This is a genomic window from Pseudomonas sp. ZT5P21 (assembly GCF_054897785.1).
The window spans coordinates 1447319-1466906 of the sequence record NZ_CM142705.1 but is presented as its reverse complement, the minus strand read 5'-3'; the positions used below and the strand labels follow the sequence as shown (position 1 = coordinate 1466906).

The window sequence follows — 19588 nt, the reverse complement described above, 5'->3', positions numbered from 1 at the left end:
TCAGGTGATCCCCATCCCTGACTTTTATGGTGGCTGTGCGCAGGGCGCCCTCGGGCGCGCCGGTTTTCCATACCCTCCCGGTCGACTAACCTGCGTTCAGCCGCCACCCCTTCGTTTAGTCGCGAATCGGTAGCGGCTTATTAAAAGGGTGTAAAACAAATGTCTGACTCAATACCGAATCCCCCCGTACGCGGCATGTCGATGTTCACCGTCGCCCCCGACGCCGACCCCAGATCCATCACCATTCAAGCTTTCGAAACCTTCTGCTCCGTCAACGACCTCTTGCTCGACCTGGCCGACAGCCTCGACGACAAGGCGCGGCATATGGCCGTGGCGATTTATCAGTTGAGTGAGTTGGGGTTGATGCTGGTGGAGAAGTCGCTGGCGAATGAACAGGCAAGCAGCACGGTTTAGCGTTTAACCGTTAGGAATGTGTTGATTGAGCCGACGCCTTCGCGGGCAAGCCCGCTCCCACAGTGTTGTGGGGGTGTTCACAAATTATGTGATCGCCATAAAACCTTGTGGGAGCGGGCTTGCTCGCGAAGGCGTCAGTTCAAACACCGCAACCTTCAAGCAGACGCCGGCAACGACTGAAAACTGAAGTACAACTTCAACGCCTCCACCAACTGCCCATACTCCGGCGGTGCCCGTTGCAGGCTGAACCCGGCGTCGTAATGGTGGGGGGTTGCGTCTTCATGGCACCACAGACAACAGGCCTTGAGGTCTATCACCTGCTGGCAGCCAGCGGCCATGGGGATTTTCAGGCGCAAATCGAAATCCGCGCCGATCATGATGGGCAACTGACTGATGAGCATCAGCCCGTCTTCGGAGACGTTACCCAGGAAGCCAATCGGTTTGTCGGTGACGCTGTTGAACACTCTCAAAAAATACGGCAGTTGATGCCGCTCGATCCGGCGGTCAGTGAACATGCGCAATTCGCCCAGCAAGGCCCTTAAGCAGAGCCGCACTAATGCTTCGGAACGGGCCTGCCTGTATAAAACGAGAGCCAGGCAATGGGCGCGCTCTCCCCGATCCCGGTGCGACAGTCCATGGAACGCTGTCGCCTACTCCTGCCGATCACAGGTGTTACATCGGTTTAACAGCAAGGCTCTAAACCGGTTTATTCGACTATAGCTCACCACCGCCAGTGAGCCAGCCGTTGATGCAATCAGAACCGGGTCGGGCGAACCACGGCTGCTGTGCTGCGCAGCGGGTAATGACCCAGCGACTGCAAGGTTTCCAGACGCGCTCGTGCGCGGTAGGCGTATTCGCTTTGCGGGTAGGAGGCGATAATGAACTGGTAGGTTTGCGCCGCATCGACAAACATTTTTTGCCGTTCCAGGCACAAACCGCGCAGCATCGACACTTCCGGCCACACATAAGGCCGCGCTCGGCTGTCACGTTCGACTTTCGACAGTTCGAGCGTCACTTGCTCGCAATTGCCACGATCGTACGCTTTGTAAGCGTTGTTCAAATGATGGTTCATCGCAAAACGGGTGCAGCCCACAACACTGAGGGCAAGAATGGCTATGAGCACGAATCGCATGGGGGTTCTCCTGTCTTGAGCTCTTTATCGACCCGTGAGCGGAAATCTTCAGGATTGTTCAGTTAAAGATATAAACGAATAAGTAGTGCACATGAACAATGACTACAACCGGAGAGCATAGTAGCCTCACTCAGCGCTTGAACTCAGGAGTCTTTGCATGTCCGTCCGTCGTACCAAAATCGTCGCTACCCTTGGCCCGGCCAGTAACTCGCCGGAAGTTCTCGAACAGCTGATTCTGGCTGGCCTGGACGTCGCCCGCCTGAACTTTTCCCACGGCACCCCCGACGAGCACAAGGCTCGCGCGAAGCTGGTGCGTGACCTCGCTGCCAAGCACGGCCGTTTCGTTGCCCTGCTGGGTGACCTGCAAGGCCCGAAAATCCGTATCGCCAAATTCGCCAACAAGAAGATCGAGCTGAAGATCGGTGATCAATTCACCTTCTCCACCAGCCATCCTCTGACCGAAGGCACTCAGCAAGTGGTCGGCATCGACTACCCGGACCTGGTCAAGGACTGCGGCGTGGGCGACGAGCTGCTGCTCGACGACGGCCGCGTGGTGATGCGCGTGGATACCGCCACCGCCACCGAACTGAACTGCACCGTGCTCATCGGTGGCCCGCTGTCGGACCACAAAGGCATCAACCGTCGCGGTGGCGGCCTGACCGCGCCAGCCCTGACCGAGAAAGACAAGGCCGACATCAAGCTCGCCGCCGAGATGGAAGTCGACTACCTCGCTGTGTCCTTCCCGCGTGACGCCGCTGACATGGAGTACGCCCGTCAACTGCGCGACGAAGCCGGCGGCACTGCCTGGCTGGTGGCGAAGATTGAACGCGCCGAAGCCGTTGCAGACGATGCCACACTCGATGCACTGATCGCCGCCTCCGACGCTGTCATGGTCGCCCGTGGTGACCTCGGCGTGGAAATCGGCGACGCCGAGCTGGTGGGCATTCAGAAGAAAATCATTCTGCACGCACGCCGCCACAACAAGGCTGTGATCGTGGCGACCCAGATGATGGAGTCGATGATCCAGAACCCGATGCCGACTCGTGCCGAAGTGTCCGACGTGGCCAACGCTGTGCTCGACTACACCGACGCCGTGATGCTTTCGGCCGAAAGCGCTGCCGGCCTGTACCCGCTGGAAGCGGTGCAAGCGATGGCGCGCATCTGCGTCGGCGCGGAAAAGCACCCGACCAGCAAGACCTCCAGCCACCGCATCGGAAAGGTCTTCGAAAGCTGCGACCAGAGCATCGCGCTGGCGGCCATGTATACCGCCAACCACTTCCCGGGCGTGAAGGCGATCATCGCCCTGACCGAAAGTGGCTACACGCCACTGATCATGTCGCGCATCCGTTCTTCGGTGCCAATCTACGCGTTCTCCCCGCACCGCGAAACCCAGGCTCGCGCAGCCATGTTCCGTGGCGTCTACACCATACCGTTCGACCCTGCGTCCTTGCCGCCCGAGCAAGTCAGCCAGGCTGCGATCGACGAGTTGTTGAAACGCGGCGTTGTGGAGAAAGGCGACTGGGTCATTCTGACCAAGGGCGACAGCTACCACACCATCGGCGGCACCAACGGGATGAAAATCCTGCACGTTGGCGACCCGATGGTCTGAGTGACCGGTTGCTGAAAATCGAAAGCCCCGCCATGTGAATGGCGGGGCTTTCTGGTTTTTGATTCAGAAGAAGTGTCACCTGTGTGGGCCTCTTCGCGAGCAAGCCCGCTCCCACATTTAACCGAGTTCTTCCAAAAAGAATGCAATCGAATGTGGGAGCGGGCTTGCTCGCGAAGCGGCCGACTCAGTCACCGCGCAATGATGAGGCCGCGTTCGCGTTGCTGCAGAATGGCTTCGGTCATGGCGTGTCCTGATCTGGGAGGATCCAGTGTGGCGACGGAGCTTGCTCCCGCTTGAGTGCGAAGCGCTCACAAGCTTTTGGGGCCGCTGCGCAGCCCAGCGGGAGCAAGCTCCCTCGCCACAAAAATCAGCGCTCAACCGCGGGGCAGGAAGACGTCGGCCAGCAGTTGATTGCGCGGCAGTCCCGCCAGGTACAGGCGCCGGGCAAAGGCGTCGACGCTGTCGGGGGCCCCGCAGAGTAAGGCCTGGGTTTGCCGGGAAACAAGCCGTAGTTGCGCCAAAGCCGCGGGCAACCCGGTCGGTGTCCACAGTTCGATGCTGAGGTTCGGGCGGCTGGCAGCCACGGCTTGCAGCGGTTTGGCCAGATAATGCTCATTTGCATCATGGGCGAGGTGTATCAGGCGAATGGCGCCCTGGTGATCCTGGCGCAAGGCTTCGCGCAAGACGCCGAACAGCGGGCCCAGCCCGGTGCCGGCGGCCATCAGCCAGAGCGGCCGGGTGTGCCAGTCCGGGTCGTAATGCAAGGCCCCGCCACGCAATTCACCGAGACGCAGCGGGTCGCCGATCTTCAACTGACGCGCGGCGTCACTGAATTCACCGGGCTGACGACAGTCGAGGTGAAACTCCAGGAAGCGGTCTTCTTCTGGCAGGCTCGCAATGGAATAAGGCCGCGCAATGTGTCCGGCCCACAACACCAGATGCTGGCCGGCGCTGTAGCGTAACGGTCGTTGAGGGGTCAGGCGCAGACGCAACACGCTGCTGCTCAACCAATCGACGGCGGCGACCTCGGCTGGATGGCCGTCCTGTTGCGGGTCGAAGGCATGCACCTGTAAATCCTCGACCACCTGGCACTGGCACGCCAGGCGCCAGCCTTGCTGACGCTGCTCGGCGCTCAAGGCGTCGGGTCGGCTGTCGCTCGGCAATCCTTGCGTGCATTGCACCAGGCACGCGTGACAACTGCCGGCGCGACAGCTGTAAGGCACGGACACACCCTTTTGATTCAACGCATCGAGCAAGTTGCTGCCCACTGCCACCGACCATTGACGATCGCCGACCCGCAACTCAGGCATCGACGTTCTCCCACGCCGCCGCGCAACGATTGCGGCCATCGCGTTTGGCGCGGTAGAGCGCCTGATCGGCCCGTTGCAAGGCATCGTCAAGATCATCGCCCAGTTCCAGCAGCGTCATGCCCGCCGACAGGCTGAGGTTGCCCACCTTCAAGCCGATCAACTCGACATCGGTGAATGCGATGCGCAGTCGCTCGCAACAGGATGTCAGGCGTTCAGCGCTGCAATCGGGCAGCAGCAACACAAATTCTTCGCCGCCATAACGGGCCAGCACGTCACCCTCACGCAAACAGGCACTGGCCACACCGGCAAAGGCTTGCAGCACTTGATCGCCAGCCGCGTGGCCGTGCACATCGTTGATGCGTTTGAAATGGTCGAGGTCGATCAGCGCCAGGCCATGCACCACGCCGGGCTCCATGGCGCCGAGCTCGCGGGAGGCCAGGCGCAGAAAATGCCGGCGATTGAACAGACCGGTCAATTCGTCGGTCGCCACCAGGTCTTCGAGCTGACGCATCATTCCGCGCAGGGTGTCCTGATGCGCCTGCAAGGCGAACCGGCGCTGACGCATCCGCTGGCGTGAGGCCTGGACGTATCGGGCGTAAAGCTCCAGCCAGACAAGCACGATAAACAGCACGCACACTTGCAACGCGGCTAGTACGGGGTTGGCCAACTGGAAGTGGTAGCCCTCCCACAGCGTGATCGCGCTGAAACTGAAAAACACCAGCAACGCGCACCGCGCAAAGGCACGACGCGACAGATGAAACAGCCCGAACAGCAGAATCAGCATGTAGAACACCAGAAACGCGCCGCGTGCCTCATCCAGATTGGCGATCAGCCAGGTTTGCCAGCCCAGCCCAAGCAACACTTGCGCTTCGGTCAGGCTGGGGTCGGAAAAACGCAGATTCCAGCCGCTGTAAAACACCGCGAACAACGTCGCCTGGCTGATGACCACCAGCGCGCTGCCGACGGCGACGTTAGCCAGGGGTTCATCGTAATGGCCAGTGAAAAACGCCAGCCACAGCAGCAGCAAGGCCAGGGCGTAGGTGCCGGCTGCGAGGGCAAAACGTTTGAGCAACAGGCGCTGGATGGCGTTATGGGTCAATCGTTGACTCACCGTGCGAATGGAGGCTGATTGAGTGTCCTACTCTACAGACCGAATGCCACTTTAGTGGCGTGTCTGACAAATGACCATTCAATTTTCAAAGCGAAAAACTGGCGTCAAAGCCATGACCTTCGACTTTCAAAAAATTGCACACAAACCTTTGTGGGAGCGGGCTTGCTCGAGAAGGCGTCGGCACCTCCAACATTGATGTCGCTGACACACCGCCTTCGCGAGCAAGCCCGCTCCCACAAAAAGCCCATCCGCACGTTGCATCGTGTACCTATGCGACCAACGATTGACTGCCGGCGAGTGTACCCGCCTGCGAGGCGCGTTATACTGCCGCGCCTTTTTAGCGTCGCGCCAGCATGCCCGGCGTGCCTTGAAAGGTGCTTGCAACCGACCGATGCACCCAAGCTGCAAGCACCTTAATTGAATGTTCCCGTCTTTTAGAGGAGCGCGACTCATGACCGTGATCAAGCAAGACGACCTGATTCAGAGCGTTGCCGACGCCCTGCAGTTCATTTCCTATTACCACCCCGTTGACTTCATCCAGGCGATGCACGAAGCCTACCTGCGCGAAGAATCGCCAGCGGCCCGTGATTCGATGGCGCAAATACTGATCAATTCGCGCATGTGCGCCACCGGCCACCGCCCGATCTGCCAGGACACCGGCATCGTCACCGTCTTCGTCCGCGTGGGTATGGACGTGCGTTGGGATGGCGCCACCATGGGCCTGGACGACATGATCAACGAAGGCGTGCGCCGTGCCTACAACCTGCCGGAAAACGTCCTGCGTGCCTCGATCCTCGCCGACCCGGCGGGCGCTCGTAAAAACACCAAGGACAACACTCCGGCCGTTATCCACTACTCCATCGTGCCGGGTAACACCGTGGAAGTGGACGTGGCGGCCAAGGGCGGCGGTTCCGAGAACAAGTCGAAAATGGCCATGCTCAATCCGTCCGACTCGATCGTCGACTGGGTACTGAAGACCGTTCCGACCATGGGCGCCGGCTGGTGCCCACCCGGCATGCTCGGCATCGGCATCGGCGGTACCGCCGAGAAAGCCGCGGTCATGGCCAAGGAAGTGTTGATGGAATCCATCGACATCCACGAGCTGAAAAAGCGCGGCCCGTCCAACCGTATCGAAGAGATGCGCCTGGAGTTGTTCGAGAAGGTCAACCAGTTGGGCATCGGCGCCCAGGGCCTCGGCGGCCTGACCACCGTGCTCGATGTGAAGATCATGGATTACCCGACCCACGCCGCTTCGTTGCCGGTGTGCATGATCCCGAACTGCGCCGCCACCCGTCACGCGCATTTCGTGCTCGACGGTTCCGGCCCGGCCTCGCTGGAAGCACCACCGCTGGACGCCTACCCGGAAATCGTTTGGGAAGCCGGTCCGTCGGCCCGTCGCGTCAACCTCGACACCTTGACCCCGGAAGACGTGCAGAGCTGGAAGCCGGGCGAAACCGTCCTGCTCAACGGCAAGATGCTCACCGGTCGCGACGCCGCGCACAAGCGCATGGTCGAGATGCTGAACAAGGGTGAAACCCTGCCGGTAGACCTCAAAGGTCGCTTCATCTACTACGTCGGCCCGGTTGATCCGGTGCGCGAAGAAGTGGTGGGCCCTGCCGGTCCGACCACTGCCACGCGGATGGACAAGTTCACTCGTCAGATCCTCGAGCAAACCGGCCTGCTGGGCATGATCGGCAAATCCGAGCGCGGCCCGACCGCGATCGACGCGATCAAGGACCACAAGGCTGTCTACCTGATGGCGGTTGGCGGCGCGGCTTACCTGGTGGCGCAAGCCATCAAGAAATCCCGCGTGGTGGCTTTCGCCGAACTGGGCATGGAAGCGATCTACGAGTTCGACGTTAAAGACATGCCTGTGACTGTTGCGGTCGACAGCAAAGGCGAGTCAGTACACATCACCGGTCCTGCCATTTGGCAGCAAAAGATCAGTGAGAGTCTGGCGGTGGAAGTGCAATAAGCGCTTCGACTGACTAAGGAAAAAGGCGACAGGAGCAGGCTCCTGTCGCCTTTTTTGTTGCTCATGTTATGGTGCGCCCCCTCCGTAAACATTGTGTAATGCCCGGCATGTCTGAGTCTTCTCGCACCCTGCGCCTGACGCTGTACACCTTTCTTATCCTCGCCGGTGCAGCCCTCGCCGCCACATTGGCCATGCGTCACGCCGAGCGTCAGGCTTTGGTGGAAGACGCGGCCCGCGCCAATCTGCAACTGGGCTTGTACGCCACCTCCCTGCACACCCTGATCGAACGTTACCGCGCCCTGCCCGCCGTGCTGGCGCTGGACCCGGAGTTGCGTTCGGCGCTCAAGGGTTCGGTGAGCCCCGAACAACAGGACGCGTTGAACCGCAAACTGGAAAAAATCAACGGCGCCGCCGAGTCCTCCACCCTGGAACTGCTCGATCACACCGGCCTCGCCGTTGCGGCGAGCAACTGGCGTTTGCCCAGCAGTTACGTCGGCCACAACTACGGTTTTCGTCCCTACTTCAGTCAGACCCGAACCCAGGGCACCGGGCGCTTTTATGCGGTGGGCGTGACCAGCGGAATTCCCGGTTACTTCCTGTCCAGTGCGGTGACGAGTGACGAAGGGCAGTTTCTCGGCGCGATGGTGGTGAAACTCGAATTTCCCGAACTGGAACGCGAATGGCGTCACGGCAGCGACACGCTGCTGGTCAGCGACGCACGCGGGATCATCTTCATCGCCAATCAGCCGGGCTGGCGCTATCGCCTGCTGAAACCACTGAGTGACAGCGATCACGCTGAGTTGAAAGCCACGCGCCAATACGACAAGCAGCCGCTGACGCCCCTGGAATTTCAATCGCTGCGCCGCTTTGACGACAACAGCGATCTGGCGCGGGTAAACGGACCCGACGGCAAAGCGGACTACCTGTGGGAATCCCTGCCGCTGACCTCCGAAGCCTGGACGCTGCACCTGCTGCGCCGCCCGCAGGTGGCGTTCGAAGACAGTCGCAACGCCGCGCTCGCCGCTGCCGGCCTGTGGCTGACGCTGGTGTTTCTGCTGCTGTTCCTCAACCAGCGCTGGCGTCTGGCGAAAATGCGCCAGCGCAGTCGCGAAGAGCTTGAACAGTTGGTGGAAGAACGCACCCGCGACCTGCGCACGGCCCAAGACGGTCTGGTGCAATCGGCCAAACTCGCGGCCCTCGGCCAGATGTCGGCGGCGTTGGCCCATGAAATCAATCAACCGCTGACCGCCCAGCGCATGCAGCTGGCGACCTTGCGCCTGTTACTGGATCACGGCCGGGTCGACGACGCCTACAAGGCGCTCAAACCGGTGGATGACATGCTGACGCGCATGGCCGCCCTCACCGGCCACCTGAAAACCTTCGCCCGCAAAAGCCCCAGCGGCTTGCGCGAGCGTCTGGATTTGGCTTCGGTGGTGGACCAATCCTTGCAACTGCTCGACACGCGTCTTCGTGATGAACAGGTCAGCACCGTGCTGCACCTGACCCGTCCGGCGTGGGTACGTGGTGACGCAATCCGGTTGGAACAGGTGCTGATAAATCTGCTGCGCAATGCGCTGGATGCGATGCAGGATAAACCCTGTAAACGCCTGGAAATCCGCCTCCAAGCCGAAGAACAGCTCTGGCGCCTGAGCGTCATTGACAACGGCAGCGGCATCGCCGAAGAAAACCTGGCGAAGGTCTTCGATCCCTTTTTCACCACCAAACCGGTGGGCGATGGTCTGGGCATCGGTCTGGCCGTATCCTTCGCCATCGTTCACGAATCGGGCGGACGCCTGAGCGCCGATAATCACGACAACGGCGCAGTGTTCACACTCACCCTGCCCATCGACCCGGAGACTCCTGGCGCATGCTGAATTCAGTGATGGTGGTCGACGACGAGAGCAGCATCCGCAGCGCCGTTGAACAATGGCTGAGCCTATCGGGTTTCGAGGTGCAACTGTTCAGCCGCGCCGATGAGTGCCTGGCGCAGTTGCCGAAGCATTTCCCCGGCGTGATCCTCAGCGACGTGCGCATGCCCGGCATGTCCGGGCTGGAACTGCTGGCCGAAGTTCAGCGCCGCGATGCCGACTTGCCGGTGATTCTACTGACCGGCCATGGCGACGTGCCGATGGCCGTCGATGCCATGCGCGATGGCGCTTACGATTTCCTCGAAAAACCCTTCAGTCCGGAAACCCTGCTCGCCAGCCTGCGCCGTGCACTGGACAAGCGCCGGCTGGTGCTGGAAAACCGCGCCTTGCACGTGCAGGCGGACAACCGCGCCAAACTCGACGCAACGCTGCTGGGTGTGTCCCGTGGCTTGCAGACGCTGCGTCGGCAGGTGCTGGATCTGGCGGCGTTGCCGGTCAACGTATTGATCCGGGGTGAAACCGGCAGCGGCAAGGAGCTGGTTGCCCGTTGCCTACATGACTTCGGACCACGCGCCGACAAGCCGTTTGTCGCGCTCAACTGCGCGGCGATTCCCGAGCAGTTGTTCGAGGCCGAGTTGTTTGGTCACGAGAGCGGCGCGTTCACCGGTGCTCAGGGCAAACGCATCGGCAAGCTCGAATACGCCGATGGCGGCACCTTGTTTCTCGATGAAATCGAAAGCATGCCTCTGGCCCAGCAGGTGAAATTGCTGCGGGTGTTGCAGGAGCAAAAGCTGGAGCGCCTGGGCTCCAATCAGAGCATTCGCGTTGATTTGCGGATCATCGCTGCGACCAAACCTGATTTGCTGGATGAGGCCCGCGCCGGGCGTTTTCGCGAGGACCTGGCGTATCGACTGAACGTCGCCGAGTTGCGGCTACCACCGTTGCGCGAGCGCCGCGAGGACATTCCGTTGTTGTTCGAGTCGTTTGCGCAAAAAGCTGCCGAGCGATTGGGCCGGACGTTTCCACCACTCAGCGGCCCGCAGTTGAGCCATCTGCTCAGCCACGACTGGCCGGGCAATGTGCGTGAACTGGCGAACGTTGCTGAGCGGCAGGTGTTGGGGCTGGAGGAGCCTACACCTGCGGGCATCGATCCGGGGCAATCGTTGGCGGCGCAGCAGGAAGCGTTCGAAGCGCATTGCCTGCGCGCGGCGTTGACCCGGCACAAGGGCGATGTGAAAGCGGTGCTTGAAGAGCTGCAACTGCCACGTCGCACGTTCAATGAAAAGATGCAGCGGCATGGGCTTACCCGCGAGATGTTTCTCCCGGACAGCTAGTTTTTGGGTGGCTGGTCTGGCCTCATCGCGAGCAAGCTCGCTCCCACAGGGGTCTGGTGTACACCGTTCAATTGTGGGAGCGAGCTTGCTCGCGATGAGGCCGGTCCAGGCAAAACAAATCCACAAGCTGAATGCGCGGAATTCCGCTTGCGGACCCGAAACACATAAGCGGATTTCCGCTCACTTAAGCATCAACACCCCTCTAAACCGCCCCTCCTCTCCTTGGCACACCTCCTGCTATAGCCCCTGCAGGCTGCGTTTCAACGCGCTCCACAAAAACAATTAAACGAAGGATCCTTCAATGGATAACTCCAACGCCCTGCCCCTTGGGTCGGCTGCCTTGCCGGTCAAAGAAAGAACCACCGCCAGCCGCATCAAATCGATTTTCAGCGGTTCGGTCGGCAACATGGTCGAGTGGTACGACTGGTACGTCTACGCCGCCTTCTCCCTGTACTTCGCCAAGGCCTTCTTCCCCAAAGGCGACACCACCGCACAACTGCTGAACACCGCCGCGATTTTCGCCGTGGGCTTCCTGATGCGCCCGATCGGTGGCTGGCTGATGGGCCTCTACGCCGACAAGGCCGGTCGCAAGAAAGCGCTGATGGCTTCGGTGTATTTGATGTGTTTCGGCTCGCTGCTGATCGCCCTGAGCCCGGGTTATGAAACCATTGGCATTGGCGCACCGATCCTGCTGATTTTCGCCCGCCTGCTGCAAGGCCTGTCGGTCGGTGGTGAGTACGGCACTTCGGCGACCTATCTCAGCGAGATGGCGACCAAGGAACGTCGCGGCTTCTTCTCCAGCTTCCAGTACGTGACCCTGATCTCCGGCCAGCTCATCGCGTTGGGCGTGCTGATCGTGCTGCAAAACATCCTGACCACCGAAGAGCTGTATGCCTGGGGCTGGCGCATTCCGTTCGCCATCGGCGCGCTGTGTGCCGTGGTGGCGCTGTACCTGCGTCGTGGCATGGAGGAGACCGAGTCGTTCAACAAGGTCAAGAAAGAGAAAAAAGAAAGCGCCATGCGCACGTTGATGCGCCATCCGAAGGAACTGATGACCGTGGTCGGCCTGACCATGGGCGGCACCCTGGCGTTCTACACCTACACCACCTACATGCAGAAATACCTGGTGAACACCGTCGGCATGAGCATCTCCGACTCCACCACTATTTCGGCGGCCACGCTGTTCCTATTCATGTGCCTGCAACCGATCATCGGTGGACTGTCGGATAAAGTCGGTCGCCGACCGATCCTGATCGCCTTCGGCATTCTCGGCACACTGTTCACCGTGCCGATCCTGACCACGTTGCACACCATCCAGACGTGGTGGGGCGCGTTCTTCCTGATTATGGCGGCGCTGATCATCGTCAGCGGCTACACCTCGATCAACGCCGTGGTCAAAGCCGAACTGTTCCCGACCGAAATCCGCGCACTGGGCGTTGGCCTGCCGTATGCACTGACCGTGTCGATCTTCGGCGGTACCGCTGAATACATCGCGCTGTGGTTCAAGAGCATTGGCATGGAAACCGGCTACTACTGGTATGTCACCGCGTGTATTGCGGTGTCGTTGCTGGTGTACATCACCATGAAAGACACCCGCAAGCATTCGCGGATCGAGACGGACTGAGTTCGCCAGCGAAAAAAAAATGGGGCAGACCTTAACGGGTCTGCCCCTTTTTTATTGAATCGACACACCCCCTGTAGGAGCGAGCTTGCTCGCGATGTACGACAACGATAAGTTGGGCCGCCTGAAAGAATGCGTCGTCCAAACGTTTTTCGTCGGAACGCCGCCCGGAGCAAGCTAGCTCCTACAGTCCCCCCAAAATAATAACCCAGGCCCCTCCCTCATGCCCGACGACATCCACTTCTACGAACCCGCCAACGGCCACGGCCTGCCGCATGATCCATTCAACGCCATCGTCGGTCCGCGCCCGATCGGCTGGATTTCTTCGCAAGACGCCAACGGTCGCCTGAACCTGGCACCGTACAGTTTCTTCAACGCGTTCAACTACATTCCGCCAATCATTGGATTTTCCAGCGTCGGGCGCAAGGACAGCCTGAACAATATCGAGCAGACCGGCGAGTTCGCCTGGAACCTGGCGACCCGGCCGCTGGCCGAGCAGATGAACCAGAGCTGCGCGATGGTCGCACCGGAGGTCAACGAGTTCGAATTGTCCGGTCTGACGCCCGTCGCGTCGAAAATCATTCAGGTGCCACGGGTGGCCGAAAGCCCGGTGTCCTTTGAGTGCAAGGTCACGCAGATCATTCAGCTGCAGCGGGCCGATGGCAACGTGGTGCCGAGCTGGCTGATTCTCGGCGAAGTGGTGGCCGTGCATATTGCCAAGTGGCTGCTGAAAGACGGCGTGTACGACACCGCGGCGGCAGAACCGATCCTGCGCGGCGGCGGTCCAGCGGATTACTTTCAGCTGGGCCCGGAGGCATTGTTCAAGATGTTCCGCCCGGGGGCGGTCAAGTAATTACCAGATCAGCTCGCCGTCTTCGCCAACGCCCTTGAGGCGGGTCAGTTCCAGGGCGGCAGCCTCGTCCGCGTCTTTGGCGGTCTTGAAGGTTTGATCTTCCAGCAATTTGTTGAAGCGCGGTGCGCCCGAGCCACCGGTCTGTTTGGTGGCAATCGCCGCGTAGTAACCGCCCTCGCGGGGCACTACGGCGGATACGGCTTCGAAGGTTTCAAAGGCTTTGCGTGCCATGTCGCGGATCCTGGCTGAATGAAAATTGAGCCATTAAACCCTCAACCCGCCAGTTTGTGTACCCATGACCGGGAATCACCGAGCGCCTGGGCCACCGATACTTCTTTGAAGGTATGAAAATCCAGGCTGTTGACCACCAGCTCCTGCACCAGCTCGGCGAACACTTCCATGGCCGGGGTGCTGAAGTAGGCGGTCATGGCTTGTTGATGAGTCCAGAAACCGGACACCAGCCACAACTCGGGATCGCATTGCGAATGCTGCAGGGAAAAACTCAGGCAGCCTGGCGCGGTGCGCGACGGTTCGATCAAGGCGCTGAGGCGCGCACCGAGTTCCGCCGAACGCCCGGCGCGGGCGCGGACAAAGGCCATATGACTGACGGGGATCTGCGTAGACATGTTCAACCCTCCCAGGTACGCGAGTGGCAGCCGTGGGACGGGCTGCGACAGGATCCAAGGTTAAGCGCCCGTACGCCGTCCCGTTAGTCGATTCCTGCCGGCTTGTTGCACGATCCTGCGAGGGCGCATGACGTACCTGTAACAATGTGTGAATACTGTCACACGACTGAAACGCGAGGTTCGAGCAAGTTTTTCCCGGCGCGGAATGTCGTCACCACCGAGTCCTTCAACTCGGTGCAGAATCAGGCAAGCTTTTCGCAGGATGTGTCTACCGCCATGCCTTGCACAAATTTAAGCTCAGCTCATTCCCACTGCTTCGCCGAGGATGCCCTGCATGTCGTCGCTCGATCACTTTCAAGCCCCGCTGGACGCCGACATGGAGAAACAGCGCGCGGAACTGGCCGCCATCATCCGCCGCAATACGCAGGAGGATGGCACTTATGCGACTGCCGTCGGCTCACTGTTCATGGGCAAACACAGCCAGTCCCATGACTTCGCCCCGGTGCTGGCGCAACCGGCGTTGTGCATCATGGCGCAGGGGCGCAAAGAGGTTCGGCTGGCCGATGAGTACTTCAATTACGACCCGTTGAATTATCTGGTGGTCTCGGTCTCCATGCCCCTGAGCGGTCGGGTGGTGAATGTCACGTCTGAAGAACCGATCCTTGCGGTGCGGCTGGACATTGATCCGGCGGAAATCACCGCGCTGATTGCCGACGCCGGGCCTTTGGGCGTACCGACCCGCCCTACCGGTCGCGGGTTGTATGTCGAACGGATCGACACCGCGATGCTCGACGCGGTGCTTCGCCTGGCCCGATTACTGGATACACCGAAAGACATCGCCATGCTCGCGCCGCTGATACGCAGGGAGATTCTCTATCGCTTGTTGCGCAGCCCGCAGGGCCATCGCCTGTATGAAATTGCCATCGCCAACAGCCAGAGCCACCGCATCAGCCAGGCGATCAAATGGCTCAACGGCAATTATGAGCAACCGCTGCGCATTGACGATCTGGCGAAGGAAGTGAACCTGAGCGTGTCGACGTTGCATCACCGGTTCAAGGCCATGACGGCGATGAGTCCGTTGCAGTATCAGAAGCAATTGCGCTTGCAGGAAGCGCGGCGGTTGATGCTGGCAGAAGGGCTCGAAGCGTCGGCGGCGGGGTATCGGGTCGGGTATGAAAGCCCGTCGCAATTCAGCCGGGAGTACAGCCGGTTGTTCGGGGCGCCGCCGTTGCGGGATTTGGCGCGATTAAGGTTGACGGTTTAGTTGAGATTTGTGTGGGTTGTGACGGCCTCATCGCGAGCAAGCTCGCTCCCACAGGGGTTTGGTGTACACCAATCCAATGTGGGAGCGGGCTTGCTCGCGAAGGGGCCAGTCCAGTCAGCCTGCCTCTAGGGTCAGGCGCCGAGTACGCGGCACGCCTGCGCCGGCAACGTCACCGACACCGGATTGCCAATGCTCAACCCAAACCCCTGAGACGGCGTGCTCAACGCGGTGAACGAAACCCCGGAACACTCCACCGTCGTCTCGATCGTCGCGCCGATGTCACGCACGAACGTCACCTTGCCCAGTAGCCGATTCCCCGCCGTCGCCTGCGGATGCGACAGTTGCAGGTCTTCAGGGCGGATCAGCATTTTCACCTTCTCGCCGACCACGATGCTGCTGCAGATCGGCACTTCCAGCGCATCGCCACCCGGCAAACCAATCTTGCCGTTGCCCAGCGCCGTGGCTGGAAAGATGTTGCCCGAGCCGATGAAGTCCGCGACGAACTCGTTCGCCGGATGACGATAAATCTCGATCGGCGTGCCGACCTGCTGCACGCGATGCTCACCCAACACGACTACGATATCGGCCATGGTCATCGCCTCACGCTGGTCGTGGGTCACCATGATGGTGGTGATGTTCAGACGCTGTTGCAGCTGACGAATTTCCACCTGCATCGACTCCCGCAACTTGGCGTCCAGCGCCGACAGTGGTTCATCCAGCAGGAGGATTTTCGGGTGGTTGGCAATCGCCCGGGCAATCGCCACGCGCTGACGTTGGCCGCCCGACAGTTTCGACACCGGGCGGTTGATCATTTCCTGCAACTGAATCAGTTGCAGCAACTCCACCACCCGCGCCTGCTGGTCAGCCTTGCTGACCCCGCGCAGTTTCAGCGGATAGGCGATGTTTTCTCCCACGGTCATGTGCGGGAACAACGCCAGGGATTGAAACACCATGCCGAAATTACGTTGATGCGCCGGCGTGTGGCCGATGTCCTCACCGTCCAGGCGAATCTCGCCGCCGGTCAGGGTTTCGAGCCCGGCAATCATCCGCAGCAGCGTGGTTTTGCCGCAACCCGACGGGCCGAGAAAACACACCAGTTTGCCTTCCGGCAAATGCAGGTTTACATCCTTTACCGCGCAGGCCGAGCCGTAGTGTTTCTCGACGTTTTCCAGAATCAGACCAGACATATGAAGCACCTCAAGAATCAGAACGAAACGCCACCTTCACCGACCAGCTTCTCCAGCGCCCAGATGAGGACGAAGTCGATCAGCACGATCAGCACGGCAAACGAAAACACGGTGGGGTCGAGTGACGACACGGTGCGGCTGTACATCCAGATCGGCACGGTCATCACGTCGATGGTGTAGAGGAAATAGGTCACGGTGAACTCGTTGAATGAAACGATGAACGCCAGCAGCATCCCCGCCAGGATCCCCGACTTCATCAGCGGCACCACCACATCGACAATCGCCCGCAACGGTGAGGCGCCGAGCATTTGCGCGGCCTCTTCGACTTCGCTGCCGATGGAGAGCATCGCCGCGGTGCAGTTTTTCACCACGAACGGCAGCGCCAGAATCACGTGGGCAATCACCAGCCGCGAGGTGGTCATCTGGAACGGCAGGCTGTCGAACACCAGCAGCAACGCCAGGCCCAACACCACCATCGGAAACACCAAGGGCAAAGACATAAGCTGCAGCGCCACTGCTTTGCCACGGAACTCGCAACGGGTCAGCGCGTAGGCCGCCGGCACGGCGATGATCGTGGCGAAGACCATGGTCAGGCACGCCACCATCAGGCTGGTGGTCATGGCTTTGCCGAGGCTCAGCACATCGCTGGAATCCGGCGACACGAACGTGTGCCAGGCCGCCTTGTACCATTGCAGGCTGTAGCTGCTCGGCGGAAAGTCGAGGTTCGACGCACCGCTGAACGACATGACAATCATGGTCAGGATCGGCAGCACCGCCAGCAGCAGAATGAAGCCCGAGAGGATGCCGGCAAATTTGCCGGTATCGCCCGGCAACAGTGTGTGACGCTTCTTGATCACAGCGCTCATTGCGAAGCCTCCAGCATGCGCCGACGACGGCCAGTGATGTATTCGGACAAGGTCATGATCGCGAGCGTGGTGACAATCAGCACCACACCGGCGGCGGAGGCGGCGGGCCAGTTCATCAGCGGGGCGATCTGGTCATGCACCATCACCGCCAGCATCGGCACGCGCCGGCCGCCGAGCAGCAAAGGCACCACGAAACTGCTGGCGTTGTAGGCGAATACCAACGTCGCGCCGGTAATGATCCCCGGCAAACTCATCGGCAGAACGATTTGGCGGAATACCTGCAAGCGACTGGCGCCAAGGGTGGCGGCGGCCTCTTCGTACGTACGGGCGACGCCGCGCATGGCGCTGGCAATCGGCAACACGGCCAACGGGAAGGCGGTTTGCACCAGCCCCATCAACACGCCGTTCTGGTTGTACAGCAGCATGATCGGTCGCTTGATCAGGCCCATGCCCATCAGCGCCTGATTGAGCATGCCGCCCGGGCCGAGAATCACCAGCCAGCCGTAGCTTTGCAGCAGCAGGTTGACCAGCAACGGCAGCAGAACCGCGGCGAGGAAGATCCTGCGCACAAACGGCGAAGTCAGGCGCGACATGGTGTAGGCCACCGGGATCGCTAGCACGACGGCGATCACCGCGCTGATCAGCGCCAGGCGCAAGGTCAGCAGCAAGGATTTGAGGTAATACGGTTCCAGCAACTGGGCATAACTGGCCAGGCTGAACCCGGTCCATTCCGCGCCTTTGGTCCCCACGCTCATGCGCAGCACCAGCAGGCTGGCGGCGATCAGCACGCCCAGAAACAGCATCGACGGCGACAGGAAAAACCAGGCGCGCGTCGTCGGCGAAACACCCCGACGGGCGCGCGCCGCAGCGGTAACGACCGGATGAGTCAGAGGTTGGTGTTCCATAGAAAGGGTCTCGTCAATGGAAGGCAGCTGGCGAACACAAGACTCGAAGCCACATGGACCCCTTGTGGGAGCGAGCTTGCTCGCGATAGCGGTGTATCAGTCGACATCAATGGTGAATGTCAGTCAGCTATCGCGAGCAAGCCCGCTCCCACAGTGTTTTGCAGTGTTTGATGGGCTTGAGTTCGCTACTCAATCAGGAAGAAAAGATTTCCGTGTAACGACGAATCCATTGGTCATGCACGGTGGCCAGGAAGGCGTTGTCGTGCATGATTGCTTTCTCGGCGATCTGATCCGGCGTGAGGATGTACGGGCTCTTGCGCGCTTCGGCGGAAATGATCGCCTTGGCGTTGACCGGGCCGTTGTAGATGTCTTCAGCCATCTTGCCCTGCACCAGCGGATCCAGAGAGTGGTTGATGAACGCGTAGGTCAGGTCGGTATCGCCCGGACGATTCTTCGGCATCACCGAGAGCATCAGGTCGGTGTAGAAACCTTCCTTCATGCCGAACGTGGCGCCCAGGCCGTAGGCCGGATCGCGAATCTGTTTCGGAAAGAAGGCCGGCGCGTACAAGCCGCCCATGTCCAGGGAACCGGTGCGGAACAGCTCGGCGATCTGGTTCGGGTTTTCGCCGAGAGTCACCACGCGGTCCTTCAATTCGGCAAGTTTCTTGAAGCCCGGTTCGATGTTGTGTTCGTCACCACCGGCCAGTTTGGCGGCGATGATGATCAGGTCCATGGCCTCGGTCCAGTTCGGCGGCGGCAGGAAGATGTTTGGCGACAGCTCCGCGTCCCACAAGGCAGCGTAGCTGTTAGGCGCCTCTTTGATGGTGCGAGTGCTGTAGACCAGGCTGTTGCACCAGAGCAGGTAACCGATCCCGTGGCCATTGGCGCCGGTGCGGTATTTCTCCGGGACATCGACCAGGTTGGGAATGCGGTTGAGGTCAGGTTTTTCCAGCAGGTTGGCGGCGGCCAGACCTTCGGCGCCGACGCCGGCCAGGGTGATGATGTCGTACTGCGGACGATCACCAGCGGCCTTGAGTTTGGCGACCATTTCCGAGGTACTGCCGGTGCGGTCAGCAATGACCTTGCAGCCGTATTTGTCTTCAAAGGTGGCGGCGATATTGCGCAGCGCGGCCAGGCCGGTGTCGTCGGACCAGGTCAGCAAGCGCAGGGTCTTGCCCTGAAAACGGGTGTCGCTGGCGTTGGCCCGCACGAAGGGCAAGCTCATGGCCGCCGCAGCCACCGAGGCCACGCCCACGGTTTTGATGAATTGACGTCTGTTTAAATCATGCTCGCCCATGAAGGACTCCCTTTGTTTTTTTAAGTATGAGGTTGGTCGCAACCGTTGCATCCGCGCGGTCAGATCAGCTGTAAACCCCCGGTTTCAAAGGACTTGAGCTGAGCCGACCGCTTCATCCTGAGGTCGTGCAAAACACCTGACTATCGATAAATATTCATTGAAGCCATGACGCCAATGCATGCCTCAACAAGAGGCATGCGCTCACCTTTTTCGTGC

General features: G+C 60.4%; 17 protein-coding genes and 1 pseudogene. 8 read left to right on the top strand and 10 right to left on the bottom strand.

Annotated features, from left to right (window positions below):
• Positions 1 to 189 precede the first annotated feature (189 nt).
• Positions 190 to 414, top strand: a pseudogene (locus ACYZT9_RS06710) (DUF6124 family protein); the annotation flags it as partial.
• Between the two features lie 155 nt (positions 415 to 569).
• Here ACYZT9_RS06710 and ACYZT9_RS06705 read toward each other — a convergent pair.
• Both ACYZT9_RS06705 and ACYZT9_RS06700 read right to left on the bottom strand, forming a co-directional pair.
• A complete protein-coding gene (locus tag ACYZT9_RS06705; RefSeq protein ID WP_462009096.1) occupies positions 570 to 929 on the bottom strand; it encodes a PilZ domain-containing protein in 360 nt (119 codons plus the stop codon).
• Positions 930 to 1168: 239 nt separating this feature from the next.
• Entirely contained in the window at positions 1169 to 1546 is a 378-nt protein-coding gene (locus ACYZT9_RS06700) for a tetratricopeptide repeat protein (protein ID WP_462009095.1), read from the bottom strand.
• A 157-nt stretch (positions 1547 to 1703) separates the two neighbouring features.
• Between ACYZT9_RS06700 and pyk the strand changes: the two genes are divergently transcribed.
• Positions 1704 to 3155, top strand: a complete 1452-nt coding sequence (gene pyk, locus ACYZT9_RS06695) for a pyruvate kinase (protein WP_462009094.1) — start codon at positions 1704 to 1706, stop codon at positions 3153 to 3155.
• 374 nt (positions 3156 to 3529) lie between these two features.
• On the opposite strand, the gene ACYZT9_RS06690 is transcribed toward pyk, so the two are convergent.
• Together ACYZT9_RS06690 and ACYZT9_RS06685 are read right to left on the bottom strand one after the other, a co-directional pair.
• Positions 3530 to 4465 (bottom strand): iron-sulfur-binding ferredoxin reductase, encoded by a 936-nt coding sequence (locus ACYZT9_RS06690; RefSeq protein ID WP_462009093.1) that lies wholly within the window; start codon positions 4463 to 4465, stop codon positions 3530 to 3532.
• Positions 4458 to 5564 (bottom strand): GGDEF domain-containing protein, encoded by a 1107-nt coding sequence (locus tag ACYZT9_RS06685; protein ID WP_462009092.1) that lies wholly within the window; start codon positions 5562 to 5564, stop codon positions 4458 to 4460. Before ACYZT9_RS06685 ends, ACYZT9_RS06690 begins: the two co-directional genes overlap by 8 nt.
• Positions 5565 to 6027: 463 nt before the next feature.
• Here ACYZT9_RS06685 and ACYZT9_RS06680 point away from each other — a divergent pair, with 463 nt between their 5' ends.
• From ACYZT9_RS06680 to ACYZT9_RS06660, 5 genes are all read left to right on the top strand, one after another.
• Entirely contained in the window at positions 6028 to 7551 is a 1524-nt protein-coding gene (locus tag ACYZT9_RS06680) for a fumarate hydratase (RefSeq protein ID WP_438662558.1), read from the top strand.
• 107 nt (positions 7552 to 7658) lie between these two features.
• A complete protein-coding gene (locus ACYZT9_RS06675) occupies positions 7659 to 9425 on the top strand; it encodes an ATP-binding protein (protein WP_462009091.1) in 1767 nt (588 codons plus the stop codon).
• Positions 9419 to 10753 carry a sigma-54-dependent transcriptional regulator gene (locus ACYZT9_RS06670; protein ID WP_462009090.1) on the top strand — a complete coding sequence of 445 codons (1335 nt, stop codon included), beginning with the start codon at positions 9419 to 9421 and terminating at the stop codon, positions 10751 to 10753. The genes ACYZT9_RS06675 and ACYZT9_RS06670 overlap by 7 nt, the downstream gene beginning before the upstream one ends.
• 301 nt (positions 10754 to 11054) lie before the next feature.
• On the top strand, positions 11055 to 12377 hold the full coding sequence (locus ACYZT9_RS06665) for an MFS transporter (RefSeq protein ID WP_462009089.1): 1323 nt from the start codon (positions 11055 to 11057) through the stop codon (positions 12375 to 12377).
• A gap of 220 nt (positions 12378 to 12597) precedes the next feature.
• Positions 12598 to 13227, top strand: a complete 630-nt coding sequence (locus tag ACYZT9_RS06660) for a flavin reductase family protein (protein WP_462009088.1) — start codon at positions 12598 to 12600, stop codon at positions 13225 to 13227.
• Here ACYZT9_RS06660 and ACYZT9_RS06655 read toward each other — a convergent pair whose 3' ends face one another.
• Together ACYZT9_RS06655 and ACYZT9_RS06650 are read right to left on the bottom strand one after the other, a co-directional pair.
• Positions 13228 to 13458 (bottom strand): hypothetical protein, encoded by a 231-nt coding sequence (locus tag ACYZT9_RS06655; RefSeq protein WP_462009087.1) that lies wholly within the window; start codon positions 13456 to 13458, stop codon positions 13228 to 13230.
• A gap of 41 nt (positions 13459 to 13499) precedes the next feature.
• Entirely contained in the window at positions 13500 to 13853 is a 354-nt protein-coding gene (locus ACYZT9_RS06650) for a putative quinol monooxygenase (RefSeq protein ID WP_462009086.1), read from the bottom strand.
• Positions 13854 to 14187: 334 nt separating this feature from the next.
• Here ACYZT9_RS06650 and ACYZT9_RS06645 point away from each other — a divergent pair, with 334 nt between their 5' ends.
• Positions 14188 to 15117, top strand: a complete 930-nt coding sequence (locus ACYZT9_RS06645; protein WP_462009085.1) for an AraC family transcriptional regulator — start codon at positions 14188 to 14190, stop codon at positions 15115 to 15117.
• A 131-nt stretch (positions 15118 to 15248) separates the two neighbouring features.
• Here the strand turns inward: ACYZT9_RS06645 and ACYZT9_RS06640 are convergent, their stop codons facing one another.
• The 4 genes from ACYZT9_RS06640 to ACYZT9_RS06625 form a co-directional block, all read right to left on the bottom strand.
• Complete coding sequence (locus tag ACYZT9_RS06640) at positions 15249 to 16304, bottom strand: ABC transporter ATP-binding protein (protein WP_462009084.1); 1056 nt, start codon at positions 16302 to 16304, stop codon at positions 15249 to 15251.
• Between the two features lie 17 nt (positions 16305 to 16321).
• Entirely contained in the window at positions 16322 to 17170 is an 849-nt protein-coding gene (locus tag ACYZT9_RS06635; protein WP_462009083.1) for an ABC transporter permease, read from the bottom strand.
• The gene (locus ACYZT9_RS06630; RefSeq protein ID WP_462009082.1) at positions 17167 to 18075 is read right to left on the bottom strand and encodes an ABC transporter permease; all 909 of its coding nucleotides are present in this window, start codon (positions 18073 to 18075) and stop codon (positions 17167 to 17169) included. Before ACYZT9_RS06630 ends, ACYZT9_RS06635 begins: the two co-directional genes overlap by 4 nt.
• A 193-nt stretch (positions 18076 to 18268) precedes the next feature.
• The gene (locus ACYZT9_RS06625; protein WP_462009081.1) at positions 18269 to 19372 is read right to left on the bottom strand and encodes an extracellular solute-binding protein; all 1104 of its coding nucleotides are present in this window, start codon (positions 19370 to 19372) and stop codon (positions 18269 to 18271) included.
• Positions 19373 to 19588 lie beyond the last annotated feature (216 nt).